This window comes from Candidatus Sodalis endolongispinus (assembly GCF_018777395.1).
GTDB lineage: Bacteria > Pseudomonadota > Gammaproteobacteria > Enterobacterales > Enterobacteriaceae > Sodalis_B > Sodalis_B endolongispinus.
Map to the genome: position 1 here is coordinate 422,845 of NZ_JAFJYC010000002.1, position 12,019 is coordinate 434,863.

At 54.1% G+C, this 12,019-nt stretch carries 12 protein-coding genes and 3 pseudogenes; 8 read left to right on the forward strand and 7 right to left on the reverse strand.

Going from position 1 to position 12,019, the window contains the following annotated elements:
• Window positions 1-218 precede the first annotated feature (218 nt).
• Window positions 219-836 (forward strand): riboflavin synthase subunit alpha, encoded by a 618-nt coding sequence (locus tag JZM24_RS15215; protein ID WP_215670703.1) that lies wholly within the window; start codon window positions 219-221, stop codon window positions 834-836.
• Window positions 837-914: 78 nt separating this feature from the next.
• On the opposite strand, the gene cfa is transcribed toward JZM24_RS15215, so the two are convergent.
• Together cfa and purR are read right to left on the reverse strand one after the other, a co-directional pair.
• Window positions 915-2,051 (reverse strand): cyclopropane fatty acyl phospholipid synthase, encoded by a 1,137-nt coding sequence (cfa, locus tag JZM24_RS15220; protein ID WP_215670705.1) that lies wholly within the window; start codon window positions 2,049-2,051, stop codon window positions 915-917.
• Between the two features lie 476 nt (window positions 2,052-2,527).
• Window positions 2,528-3,547, reverse strand: coding sequence for an HTH-type transcriptional repressor PurR (gene purR, locus JZM24_RS15225; protein ID WP_215670707.1), 1,020 nt, complete (start codon window positions 3,545-3,547; stop codon window positions 2,528-2,530).
• Window positions 3,548-3,767: 220 nt separating this feature from the next.
• Here purR and cydH point away from each other — a divergent pair, with 220 nt between their 5' ends.
• On the forward strand, window positions 3,768-3,857 hold the full coding sequence (gene cydH, locus JZM24_RS15230; RefSeq protein WP_215670709.1) for a cytochrome bd-I oxidase subunit CydH: 90 nt from the start codon (window positions 3,768-3,770) through the stop codon (window positions 3,855-3,857).
• A gap of 188 nt (window positions 3,858-4,045) precedes the next feature.
• Here cydH and JZM24_RS19820 read toward each other — a convergent pair.
• Window positions 4,046-4,473: pseudogene (locus JZM24_RS19820) on the reverse strand (C40 family peptidase); the annotation flags it as partial.
• A 110-nt stretch (window positions 4,474-4,583) separates the two neighbouring features.
• On the reverse strand, window positions 4,584-4,928 hold the full coding sequence (locus JZM24_RS19825; RefSeq protein WP_376775558.1) for a hypothetical protein: 345 nt from the start codon (window positions 4,926-4,928) through the stop codon (window positions 4,584-4,586).
• 392 nt (window positions 4,929-5,320) lie between these two features.
• Between JZM24_RS19825 and JZM24_RS15240 the strand changes: the two genes are divergently transcribed.
• The gene (locus JZM24_RS15240; RefSeq protein ID WP_215670711.1) at window positions 5,321-5,671 is read left to right on the forward strand and encodes a Grx4 family monothiol glutaredoxin; all 351 of its coding nucleotides are present in this window, start codon (window positions 5,321-5,323) and stop codon (window positions 5,669-5,671) included.
• Between the two features lie 150 nt (window positions 5,672-5,821).
• Here JZM24_RS15240 and rnt read toward each other — a convergent pair whose 3' ends face one another.
• Both rnt and gloA read right to left on the reverse strand, forming a co-directional pair.
• On the reverse strand, window positions 5,822-6,523 hold the full coding sequence (gene rnt / locus JZM24_RS15245) for a ribonuclease T (protein WP_215670713.1): 702 nt from the start codon (window positions 6,521-6,523) through the stop codon (window positions 5,822-5,824).
• A gap of 129 nt (window positions 6,524-6,652) precedes the next feature.
• Entirely contained in the window at window positions 6,653-7,060 is a 408-nt protein-coding gene (gloA, locus tag JZM24_RS15250; RefSeq protein WP_215670714.1) for a lactoylglutathione lyase, read from the reverse strand.
• Between the two features lie 179 nt (window positions 7,061-7,239).
• Here gloA and JZM24_RS15255 point away from each other — a divergent pair, with 179 nt between their 5' ends.
• Together JZM24_RS15255 and slyA are read left to right on the forward strand one after the other, a co-directional pair.
• Window positions 7,240-7,485: a DUF1289 domain-containing protein gene (locus JZM24_RS15255; RefSeq protein WP_215670716.1), complete on the forward strand. Its 246-nt coding sequence runs from the start codon at window positions 7,240-7,242 to the stop codon at window positions 7,483-7,485.
• A 1,040-nt stretch (window positions 7,486-8,525) separates the two neighbouring features.
• Window positions 8,526-8,960, forward strand: coding sequence for a transcriptional regulator SlyA (gene slyA / locus JZM24_RS15260; protein WP_074011882.1), 435 nt, complete (start codon window positions 8,526-8,528; stop codon window positions 8,958-8,960).
• A 96-nt stretch (window positions 8,961-9,056) separates the two neighbouring features.
• On the opposite strand, the gene slyB is transcribed toward slyA, so the two are convergent.
• A complete protein-coding gene (gene slyB, locus JZM24_RS15265) occupies window positions 9,057-9,524 on the reverse strand; it encodes an outer membrane lipoprotein (RefSeq protein ID WP_215670718.1) in 468 nt (155 codons plus the stop codon).
• A 326-nt stretch (window positions 9,525-9,850) separates the two neighbouring features.
• Here slyB and JZM24_RS15270 point away from each other — a divergent pair.
• The 3 genes and pseudogenes from JZM24_RS15270 to pdxH all read left to right on the forward strand — a co-directional run bounded on the left by JZM24_RS15270 (window position 9,851) and on the right by pdxH (window position 11,932).
• Window positions 9,851-10,850, forward strand: a pseudogene (locus JZM24_RS15270) (anhydro-N-acetylmuramic acid kinase).
• Between the two features lie 73 nt (window positions 10,851-10,923).
• A pseudogene (locus JZM24_RS15275) lies at window positions 10,924-11,250 on the forward strand (MliC family protein).
• A gap of 61 nt (window positions 11,251-11,311) precedes the next feature.
• Window positions 11,312-11,932, forward strand: a complete 621-nt coding sequence (gene pdxH, locus JZM24_RS15280; protein ID WP_215670721.1) for a pyridoxamine 5'-phosphate oxidase — start codon at window positions 11,312-11,314, stop codon at window positions 11,930-11,932.
• Window positions 11,933-12,019 lie beyond the last annotated feature (87 nt).

Here is a 12,019-nt window from a genome sequence, read left to right on the forward strand (position 1 = left end):
TTGAAAAAAATTTCTTTATTAGTGGAAATCCTGAGGTATCTACCTGGCAGGATCCTTTTAGCGGGATAGTGTAAAGCATTTCGTCGGCGAAGATAGCAGGGAAACGACGTGATATGCGGGATATGCCTTCTATTGCACCGTGTCAGTATTTGGAATTCGTCATATTATGGGGCAAACTGATCGCCATTACGTTTGGGGTAGCCCGATGAGGAGAACGCATGTTTACCGGGATTGTTCAGGCCACTGTGCCCATTGTCGCGATTGAAGAAAAAGATCATTTTCGTACCCATTATGTCCGCTTGCCGGCTGCGCTGTTGGCGGATTTGGCTATTGGCGCCTCGGTGGCGCATAACGGCTGCTGTCTGACGGTTACCGGGATAACCGGCGATGTGGTGAGTTTCGATCTGATGAAAGAAACCCTCAGACTGACCAATTTGGGCCAGCTCATGATGGGCGATGAAGTCAATGTGGAACGGGCGGCAAGCCTGCAAGCGGAAATTGGCGGTCACTTGATGTCCGGGCATATTATCTGCACCGCCGAACTAAGCAAAATCGTCACAACGGAAAATAACCGCCAGATTTGGTTCAGCGTGCCGGATCGGGCGCTGATGAAGTATATCCTGCATAAAGGCTATATCGGCGTCGACGGTATCAGCTTGACGGTTGGGGAAGTCGCAGGCAACCGCTTTTGCGTGCATCTCATACCTGAAACGTTGTTGCGCACCACGCTCGGCAAGAAACGGCTGGGCGATAGCGTCAATATCGAAATCGACCCGCAGACGCAGGCGATTGTTGATACCGTGGAGCGGATATTGGCGGCGCGCGAACGCACCTGATGGAGAAAGGCGCGTAAAACGCTGACTCACGAGCAGGTGTGCGCCGACGAGGGCCGGCGCACACGTTGGTGCGGGAGGTTAACGCGCGACGCGCAAGCCGCCTTCCGCCCCTTGGGGGCTGAACAACACCTGCCAAAGTTGAATATTGCGGGCGCGGAAGGCCCCGGCGCAGGATTGAAGGTAGTAAGTAAACATACGGTAAAAACGCTCGGAGTAATTGCCCTTCAATGATGGCCAGGCGGCAATAAAGCGTTCCAGCCAGGCCATCAGCGTGCGATCATAATCCGCGCCGAAGTTATGCCAGTCTTCCATAACAAAATGCGGCTCGCTGGCAGCGGCGATATGCCGTACAGAGTGCAGGCAACCATTCGGGAAAATATATTTGTTGATCCACGGATCAACATTCATGTCGGTTTCATTGGCGCCGATAGTGTGCAACAAAAACAGCACGTCGGGTTTCAGATTACGGGCAACCACATCAAAATAGGTGTGGTAATTTTTGGGCCCTACGTGCTCAAACATCCCCACCGAGACAATGCGATCGAATTGTAAATCCAGATCGCGATAATCCTGCAGCAAAATAGTGACATCCTGTCCTTCACAGCGCTTTTGCGCTAGTTTTTGCTGTTCGGCTGAAATAGTGACGCCGTAATGCTGTGCCGCAAAGTGCGCCAGGCCGCCCCAGCCGCAGCCGACGTCGAGCAGCGACATACCGGGCTGGAGTTGCAGTTTCTGGCAAATCATCTCAAGTTTATTTTGCTGTGCCTGCGCCAGTGTGTCGGCATGAGGCAAATAACCGCAGGAATATTGCATAAACGGATCTAGCATCAATGAGAAAAGGTCATTGCCTAAATCATAATGTTCCTTGCCGACGATCCAGGCCCGTTTACGCGATTGGAGATTGGTCAGCCGCGCCGCGGCGAAGCGCAGGGTATCTTTTAAATGATGGGGAAGCTTATTTTCCAGCCCGCTGCGCAAAACCCGCTGAAAAAACATATCCAACCGCTCGCATTCCCACCAGCCATCCATATAACTTTCACCTAAGCCCAGCGAACCGTCCTGTAACACGCGCTTAAAAAAATCCGGATTGTTGACGCGAATATCAAATGGATGCGATCCATTGATCTCAATGTCGGCCTCAGCGAGTAATTCATGGACAATGCGATACCAAGCGTTATCTTGAAAGCTCAGGTCTTCAACACACGAGGAACTCATAGCTTCTCCATCACCTTTCTTCTGAAAATACCTCGTCAGGAAGAGCCAGGCTCTGCCTGCGAGCTTTTATAAGAATCCACGGTAGCCCGTGGTGTCTGATACAAAATTAACAGAGGAATAGAAACTCAGAATGGCTGTTAAACCGGCTGCTTTGCCCAAAAATACAGGCATGAGTAAACATTATGTCCCTAAGCGAAAATGAATTGAAAACTCGTTATAATTGTTAACGTAATTGAGTATAAGCCTGCATCCGGCTTTAGACAACTCCAAAAACAGGATTAGGGATGAGTGACTAAGTCAATGATAAAAATAATAAATAGTCACCATTATCACAGAGTTTATTAGCCTAAAGAGTTATTATTCATGCAGGCAATGAGGGGGTATCGGCAGCGGTAAGCACCGCATGCAACGCCGCGCGCCGTTCGTGAGGCCCCCGTTTTGCACGGGGACGTGCCGCGAGCGGCGGCGGTGGGAAACTAGCGGGAGCGGTAAGGGCCGTCGGCCACCGAGCTGCGCTCCACCAATGTCGGGTGGACTTCGATCGTCTGCGCGGCCTCACGCTTGTTGATGATCCTATCGAGCAGCATGGTCAGCGCAGACTCTCCCAATACCGCCTTGGGTTGATAGACGGTGGTCAGCGCCGGGGTGAAATAACGCGAGTGGCTGACATTATCGTAGCCGATGATCGAAATATCTTGCGGTACGCGCAACCCTTGCTCATGAATCGCACACAGGGCGCCCATCGCCATCTCGTCGCCGCCGCAAAATATCGCGCTGGGAGGGTGGCGCTGAGCAAGAATATGTTGCATGGCGCGGTGACCGGAAGACGGCTCGAAATCACCCTGAACAATCCACGCCTCGTTAGGGGTAATCCCGGCCTCCTTGAGGGCATGAAGATAGCCGCGGTGGCGTCCGCCGCCGGTATTGCGCGCCAGCTGGCCGGGAATGGCGCCGATATCCCGATGCCCACGCTCGAGCAAATAGCGGGTAGCCATATAGCCGCCGGCAAAGGCATTGTCGATAATGGTATCGGTAAAATCCCCGTGCACCTCGCCCCAATCCATGACAACCATGGGAATGTGGCGATATTCTTCCAGTAGCGACAACAGCGCCTCCGGATATTCAGCGCACATGACAAGTAACCCGTCGACCCGCTTTTGCGCCAGCATTTGCAGATAGGCCTGCTGTTTTGACGCTTCGTTATGGGAGTTGCACAGGATAAGGGTGTAGCCCTTGGCGAAACATTGATGTTCGATGGCTTCGATTATCTCGGCAAAATAGGGGGCTTCGCTGGTGCTGGCCAGCAGGCCGATAGATTTGGTGCGGTTAACTTTCAAACTGCGCGCCACCGCGCTGGGGGAGTAGCTGAGCTGTTTTATGGCATCCCAAACGGCGCGTTTGGTGTCCGGCGCCACGAAGCGGGTTTTATTGATTACATGCGAAACCGTGGTCGTTGATACCCCCGCGTGTTTGGCTACATCTTTTATGGTTGCCATGTCTAAACTACTCCTGAATACCCCGGCAGCAGGGTAAAATGCTAAGTGAATCGTTTGCCTGCCAACAAAAGGCAATTTTCCTCGATTTGCCGCTAAAGTGAAAGCGTTATATGCGTTCTCACGTCGGCGGGACATGCTTTTTGGCCTAAGGTGTGGCAAGATGAAGACCGAATGAATACCAGGTCAACCACCTGAAGCCAAAGCGTTCAAAGGAAATGTTATGAGTCGCGATTTAGCCTTGTCGTTAATGACGACCGTCTTCTCCCTGCTGGTCATTGTGATTTTCAGCTTCACCGCCGTATTAAACTGATTCGCGCAAGCGGTGAGTCCGGCGCTGTGCCGGGACTGATTCAGAAGGTGAAAAGGGCGCTCACGCCCTTTTTTGTCCGTGCGGGGGGCGCGGGTCGTCGGGCTGTGCGCGGGACGGTGGTTTTCAATTCAGGGGAATGCCAGGCCGGCCGATGGGGAGCCGGGCGAGAGATTACGGCGCGGCTTTTCTCAACGAATGGTGGTGGGCGTCATCACGCGGCGGGCGCCGATATAATGATCCTGCCAGTAATCTTCACTCAGATAGTTAATACGGATGTCGCGCCCGGTCCGAGGCGACTGAATGAAGCGGCCATTGCCCAGATAGACGCCCACATGATCCGCCGTGCCACGGTTGCGAATACGGAAGAACACCAGATCGCCGCTTTCCAGTTCGCTTTTTTCACCGGTGCCGCGTCGCGCAGATGGTACATTTCATTCGCGGTGCGCGGTAGCGGCACCCGGATCAAATCCTTATAGGCGTAATAAATCAGACCGCTGCAATCAAAACCGGTGGTCGGCGATTTACCGCCCCAGCGATAGGGCTTACCCACCTGCGACATCAATTTTGCCATCGCCGTCAATTTGGCGTGCTGATAGCGCACTTTATGGCTTTCGCTCATACGTAAGGGTTGCCCACCCGCTGCGGTGGCGGCGGTTTGAGCAGCCACACCGCCGCGATGGCGGCCGTAGCGTTTTTTCGCCCCGGTGCGGGAAGCCAGGCTGTGCGTCACGCGAGCGCTGGCAGGCGGGTGGCGGGAAGCGGTGGTTTTGCTTTTAGCCACCTTGGCGGCTTTGGGGTTAACGGCGGCGGTATTTGCCGTCTTAGTGCGCGGGCTGGCGGCGGTTTGGCGGCGTCGGTTTTCGCCTCGGGATGACGCAGATGTTCGCTTTCCGCGCTGCGGGTCTTTTTCAGCAGCTTAACGGGCTTGCGCTTGCGCCGATCGTCGGTTTTGGCCGCGCTGGCCTGCGATTTACGTTGATCGGCATTCACTCCCGCATTCGGCGCGGCGTGCGCAATATTGAGAAAGAGCTGGGTAAACAGCAGCACAAAAAGCGTAAAGCATAAACGCATGATAAACGCTATCCTCTGTGGCCCAAAGTCGGGGGGGAAATGACGACTCCGCTGAATTTAAGCTATTTGAAGACCTAATGCATCCGTATTTTCATACAGAGTGTGAATAAACGTGAATAACCGCGCATTTGTCGGGTTTTTGCGCGACGCTCGTCGTAAAAAACAACGCCTTTACAAGTTGTTAACCCACCTAGACGCAAAAAAGTGTTATCGCAAGGGTCGCAAGACCCGTCAGGGGGGGTAGGCATTCGCCGGTCCAGCTGAAGACTGTAGGCACGTCAAACTTAGAAAAAGCATTTAAATCTTCCCCAGGGAATCGTTAGAATAGTGAATTACGTCAGATACGATGCACGATAAATAAAAGCCAGCCCCTGGCTTAAGGAAGCGAGACAATGACTACGACTATCGAAAAAATTCAGCAACAGATCGCCGAGAATCCGATTCTCCTATACATGAAAGGCTCGCCAAAATTACCGGGCTGCGGTTTTTCCGCCCAGGCGGTACAGGCGCTTTCCGCCTGCGGCGAGCGTTTCGCCTATGTTGATGTGCTGACCAATCCGGATATTCGTGCTGAACTGCCGAAATTCGCCAATTGGCCCACCTTCCCGCAGCTGTGGGTGGATGGTGAGCTTGTCGGCGGCTGCGACATCATTATCGAGATGTATCAGCGCGGCGAACTGCAGCCGCTCATTAAGGAAACCGCGGTAAAATACAATTCGCAAACGGATAATGCTCAGCAATAAGTTACTGTTTGCAGAGGGATAACGCGCTGAGTTTAGTTTGCCCTGCGCCGTCTGGCGCTGGCGCCGCGGCGAGGTTTCACCCTGACCGCAAAAGACCACCCGCAGCAGGGCGGGTGGTTTTTTTGGTGCGCACGTCGCCGAGCTGCATATTTACAAGTCGATAGTGGGGGTGGTGCCATCCTGCGCGGCAACGGTTTCTGCTTCGTCGTCCTGGGCAGGTAGCGCGACCGGCCAGCCGCCCATACGTTTCCAGCGGTTTACCAATTCACAAAACAGCGTCGCGGTACGTTCGGTATCGTACAGCGCAGAATGCGCTTTGCCGCTGTCAAAGGCGATGCCGGCCGCGGCGCAGGCTTTCGCCAGTACGGTCTGGCCGAGCACCAGCCCGCTCAGCGCCGCCGTATCAAAAGTGGCAAAAGGATGGAAAGGGTTGCGTTTTAAACCGGCGCGGGCGGCGGCGGCCATCAGGAAGCCGTGATCGAAAGCGGCATTGTGGGCGACGATAATGGCGCGGTTGCAGTCTTGATCTTTAATCCCTTTACGCACCATTTTAAAAATTTCATGCAAGGATTCATACTCGCTAACCGCGCCGCGCAAGGGGTTGTGCGGGTCGATACCGTTAAAGGCCAGCGCTTCCGGCTGCAGAAGCGCGCCGGGAAAGGGTTCGACATGGAAATGCAAGGTATTGTCGGCGTGCAACCAGCCATCGTCATCCATCTTTAAGGTCACGGCGGCAATTTCCAGCAGGGCATCGGTCCCGGCATTGAACCCCGCGGTTTCCACATCAATGACAACCGGATAAAAACCACGAAAGCGGGCGCGGAGGGTATTTATATTGTCTAGTTCAGCCATGCCTAATCTTATGTTCAGTGAATTCAGCCGCCATTATGGCAAATTTTGGTACGTCTTGCATGGCGAGTTATGTCGCCGTGGCAGGGAGAAACGACCGTGAACCCGCAGGTTACGGCCGTGCAAACGGAGTTAATTGCCAACGCCTTGACCGGCGTGTTTGTTCTCAATCGGTTCAATTTTGTAGCCGTCGGGATCTTCGATGAAGGCAATGATGGTACTACCGCCTTTCACCGTCCCGGCTTCGCGGGTGACTTTACCCCCGGCCTGGCGAATACGTTCACAGGCGGCCGCCGCATTGTCCGCCCCCAGAGCGATATGACCATAGGCGCTGCCTAAGTCGTAGCTGTCCACGCCCCAGTTGTAGGTAAGCTCGATAACCGCGCCTTCACTTTCGTCGGTGTAGCCGACGAACGCCAGCGTATATTTGTATTCCTGATTTTCGCTGGTGCGCAGGAGTCGCATTTCAAGCGTTTTGGTGTAAAAATCAATAGCGCGTTGCAAATCGCCTACCCGTAACATGGTATGTAATAAACGCATAATGTCCTCGTGAGCCATCACGGTCGGTGCGGCCGTGTTAAGTGAAGAACCCTCAGTATAGCCTGCGGGGTAAAACCGCTTCAATGCCGCCCGTTAGCACAGAATGTCGGACCGCTGGGTAAAAAATAACTTGCCAGCGGAGAAAATGCCGTCTTCACTTTAGAGGCAGAGGAGGTCATGTGGCGGAACAACTTGAATTTTTCAGCCTGCCCAACCCTTGCCGCGGCGTATGCCAATCAGATGCCAGGGGCTATTGTCGCGGTTGCCTGCGCAGCCGGGACGAACGTTTTCAGTGGGGTGGGATGAACGACAGTCAAAAACGGGAAGTGCTGCGGCTTTGCCACCAGCGCTATCTGCGGCTGCGCCGCGCCGCCGCCGGGGGTGACGTTTTGCTGGACCAGCCGGAACAACCCTCGTTGTTTTAAGTGCCGTAGTACCGGGCCTCGCACGTGGTGCCGGTCTCGCCGCTGGGCTTCGCGGCAAGCCGAATGCATTTTTCAGGTTGAGCGCCCTTGAGCTTCTGGTTAAGTTTGCCGCCGCTATCGGGTGTAGCATAGCCTGCGGGGTGCATCATTATTAACGTTTTCCTGGCGGTTGGCCTTCGGCGTGAACGAGGAAAATTTCGGGCGACGGCCTACAGCGTGGATGAGGCAATTCCCGGGCGATGGCCCACAGCGTTGACCATAGCGGTCGCGTCGTCTGACGCCGGCGCTACGGGCGCGATTGGGTTAACAAAACGATAGCCGGTAATTCCCGGACAATGATTGAGGGTAAACCACCGAATATCACCGTCCGAAATAGAACCTAACGCGAAGCGATAATAAATGGCTTTCAGCCCGGTGCGCTATGGATAATCTTTCGTCATCGGGCGACAATAGCCAGGCGGGAGGAGTATTTTCCTGAAAAGAGAAAGCATTTTAACGGCGGGGAAATAACGTCATAATTTGGTGATAATTAGCTAAAAAATAGCCATGAAACTGTGGTTTTTTCTTCATTATAACTTATAATGCATTAAATAGTTATTTATATATTTAAATTACAATATGCTACTGAATACATGGGATATTGATATTTGTTATATCTTCATTTAACTTAAATTAACAATAAACTACGTATGTGGCAATAATAGTGTTACAGTTATGAATAAGCCGTCCGGCCCGTCAGCGTGAAAGCCGGCTGCGTTGGCTTCTGCGGGGAGGCCCTTGATGTCTGCCAGCGCGTTAAAACCACAAGGGAATCAGTGGGGGCAGAACGCCGCGTGTCCTGGCGCGATCGGGAGTTTACGTCGCAAACGGCGCGTGTGTGTGACGTCCAATTTTTATTAAGGAAGAATATGCCGCTTACATCGATCTCTACATAATGCTTAGGTTATGGGTATATATATTTGTAATTTGCTCATCCACCCATTAGGATGGATGGGAATCCAGGGAGCAAGCTTAATCAGCTTAATTATAAGGAGAGAGAATTGGAATCGCCATTAGGATCAGATTTGGCGCGACTTGTTCGAGTATGGCGGGCTTTAATTGACCACCGTTTAAAGCCTTTAGAACTCACACAGACGCATTGGATCACTTTACATAATATTTGCCAGTTACCGCCAGAGCAGTCTCAGATTCAACTGGCGAAGGCTATCGGTATCGAACAGCCCTCGTTGGTGCGGACGCTGGATCAGCTCGAAGAAAAAGGGCTCATCACCCGGCACACCTGCGCAAATGACCGCCGGGCTAAGCGGATCAAACTGACCGAATCTGCTGAACCTATTATCAAAGAAGTGAACAATGTTATCGACAGCACTCGAGATGAAATTCTTAATGGCATTAGCCAGGAGGAGATTCAGTTGCTGAGCAATATGATTGCCAAACTGGAAAAGAATATTCTGGAGCTTTATAACAAGTCTTGATGCGTTACGTACACGGCACTGACGTGAGCAAAAAAACCGGCCCCAGGGCCGGTTTTTTGCTGCGCGCAAACAGTGCGGTTGCGCGTAAGCGGTGGGTTAGCGCGGCGATACGGTGATAGTGCGGCCGTTGCTGGCAAGCGCCACGCGCTGTCCAACGCTGAAACGGGTATTACCCTGTTTCTGGACCACCATGATGGTATTACCGTCGTCTTTACGCACTTCAAGCTCCACGCCCTGCGTCCGGTTTACTGCGCCCTCGACGCTTGAACCCGCTACGCCGCCGGCCACGGCGCCCGCCGCGGTTGCCAGGCTGCGGCCGCTGCCGCCCCCGACCGTATTCCCCAGAAATCCGCCCAGCACTGCGCCACCGATTGCGCCGATGACATTAGAGTCTTCACCGCCCTGAATTTGTACCGGACGTACCCCTACCAAGGTGCCGTACGTCACGCTTTGAACCTGTTTGGCATCCGATGCGGAGTAAACATCACCGGACAAGGTGTTATTGTTGGCGCAACCCGCAAGCGTTATACCGGCCAGGGCCACCACGATCAAACGTTTCATCATAAAAAACTCCAGTTAACATGCCGTTCTGCCCGGCAATCCCGGACAGAAGCGGGTAAACGGTTAAAACTACATGCGCCGGTGTAGGGAATCGAAGTGCCCTGAAACGCGCAGAGACTACAGACAATTATATCGAAAAAAAGATAAACTGCGAATAAACGAACTAAGATAGTTAGATAATAAAATCTTAATTACACTAAGGTCTTGTTTTATCATTACCGAATTCGTAATAACCTGGCATTTTGCGTGAATTCTCATGTCCTCCTGCCGTAAAGCTCGGTAAGTTACCCTTATTATGTCACATTACCGCACGGGGGAGAGGGAGTGAAATGAGAACCGGACGCTATATAGGCATCATGTCCGGCACCAGTCTGGACGGTATCGATGTGGTACTGGCAGCGCTCGATGAGCACACCGTGGCGCAGCAGGCCCGCTACTGCCATCCTATTCCGCTGCCTATCAAACAGCAAATCCTGGCGAATGTGCCAGGGGCAGGCGGTGACCCTTTCGAGATTCGGACAATTGGACACCCGACTTGGCATTTTGTTCGCCGAGGCGGTGCTAAGTTTACTGCAACAGACCGGCGTGGCGCCGCACGAGGTAACCGCCATCGCCTGTCATGGACAAACCGTCTGGCACGAACCGGACGGGGCCGCCCCCTGTACCCTGCAAATTGGTGATAATAACCGCATCGCCGCCATGACTGGGATAACCACCGTGGGTGATTTTCGCCGGCGGGATATGGCGCTGGGCGGGCAGGGCGCGCCGCTGGTGCCGGCTTTCCACCACGCGCTGCTGGCGCATCCCCAGGAACGGCGGATGGTATTGAATATCGGTGGCATTGCCAATCTGTCTCTACTGCTGCCGGGTCAGCCGATCCGCGGCTTTAATACCGGACCCGGCAATATGCTGCTGGATGCCTGGACCTGGCGGCACCGCAAGGCGCCTTATGATCAGGACGGCCGCTGGGCCCGCAGCGGGCTAGTGCATCAGGGATTGCTGCAACACCTGCTGGCGGAGCTGACCGTACGCACTATCGCACAGCAGGTGCTGTTGTGCGGTGGCTGTGAACATTTGCTGGTCTGCGGTGGCGGCGCGCGCAATCCGCTGGTGATGAACCGATTGTCGGCGTTGCTGCCGGGCATTGAAGTTAGCCACACCGATAAATTCGGCGTAAGCGGCGATGATATGGAGGCGCTGGCGTTTGCCTGGCTGGCGTTTCGGACCTTATCCGGCTTGCCGGGTAATCTGCCTTCTGTCACCGGCGCCCGGGAAGAAACGCTGTTGGGGGCGATTTATCCGGTCATGCCCGTGGCGGTGAAGTTATAACCCCGGCCACTGGGGATGCCGAAGATTGCGCGCCCGCTGAGGCGGTGTTTACATCATACCACAGGACCTAAACATGATACGCAACCCTATGTTAATCCTTTCTCTGACGCTGGCTGCCTCCGCGTGTATCTATCATGGCGACCGTGAGGCATCAACGGAGACCTTACACTACCAATGCGGTACGTTGCCGCTGACCGTGACGCTGGATAATGCCCGCGAGCGGGTGAACTTTATTCTTGATGGACAGCAGTTGAGTTTACCGCAGGTCGCCACCGCCTCCGGCGCCCGCTATAGTGATGGCCAATACAGCTTCTAGTCGAAGGGCGAGCGCGCATTTATCGAGCGACAGGACAAAATTATTGTGGATGATTGCGTCATCCAGAGCGCTGCGGGTAAATGATTGAGATTTTCAGCGTCACGGCGCACAATAACGGCTTTCATTGCCGCATTTTCAGCACATTATGACTGAACATTTAATCGATATTGCCGCCCTGCGCAGGGAATATACCCGAGGCGGACTCCGTCGCGCCGATTTAACGGCGGAGCCCATGGACTTGTTTGAGCAATGGCTAAAACAAGCCTGCGCCGCGCAGCTTCCCGATGCCACCGCCATGAGTGTGGGCACCGTGGACGCCAACGGTCAGCCGTACCAGCGGCTGGTACTGTTAAAACATTTTGACCATCAGGGGATGGTGTTTTACACCAACCTTGGCAGCCGCAAAGCCACGCATCTGGCGCACAACCCGCGCATCAGCCTGCATTTTCCCTGGCACGCGCTGGAGCGCCTGTCGGTTATCGATGTGATGAAGTACTTTCATAGCCGTACCCGCGACAGTCAAATAAGCGCTTGGGTCTCGCGCCAGTCCAGCCGTATTTCCGCCCGCGGCGTGCTGGAAAGTAAATTCCTCGAGCTGAAACAAAAATTTGCCCAAGGTGAGGTGCCGCTGCCGAGTTTCTGGGGCGGTTACCGGGTGACCATCGATGCGATAGAGTTCTGGCAGGGGGGTGAACACCGGCTGCACGACAGGTTTCTCTATCGACGCGAAAACGGCGCTTGGCACATTGACCGGCTGGCGCCGTAACTGCGCTGACCCACGGCGGCCTGATAGCGTTTTTTTAAGGACGGGTGCGCGTGCCGGCCAACGCCGGCGCGGGGTGTTGTGTCCTTT

Coding starts and splice junctions, on each gene's coding strand:
- JZM24_RS19825 (WP_376775558.1), bottom strand. CDS start 4,928: ATGCGTTTATGCTTTACGCTTTTTGTGCTGCTGTTTACCCAGCTCTTT.
- rnt (WP_215670713.1), bottom strand. CDS start 6,523: ATGGCTGAACTAGACAATATAAATACCCTCCGCGCCCGCTTTCGTGGT.
- gloA (WP_215670714.1), bottom strand. CDS start 7,060: ATGCGTTTATTACATACCATGTTACGGGTAGGCGATTTGCAACGCGCT.
- cfa (WP_215670705.1), bottom strand. CDS start 2,051: ATGAGTTCCTCGTGTGTTGAAGACCTGAGCTTTCAAGATAACGCTTGG.
- pdxH (WP_215670721.1), top strand. CDS start 11,312: ATGACTGAACATTTAATCGATATTGCCGCCCTGCGCAGGGAATATACC.
- cydH (WP_215670709.1), top strand. CDS start 3,768: ATGAGTCGCGATTTAGCCTTGTCGTTAATGACGACCGTCTTCTCCCTG.
- slyB (WP_215670718.1), bottom strand. CDS start 9,524: ATGATGAAACGTTTGATCGTGGTGGCCCTGGCCGGTATAACGCTTGCG.
- JZM24_RS15215 (WP_215670703.1), top strand. CDS start 219: ATGTTTACCGGGATTGTTCAGGCCACTGTGCCCATTGTCGCGATTGAA.
- purR (WP_215670707.1), bottom strand. CDS start 3,547: ATGGCAACCATAAAAGATGTAGCCAAACACGCGGGGGTATCAACGACC.
- JZM24_RS15240 (WP_215670711.1), top strand. CDS start 5,321: ATGACTACGACTATCGAAAAAATTCAGCAACAGATCGCCGAGAATCCG.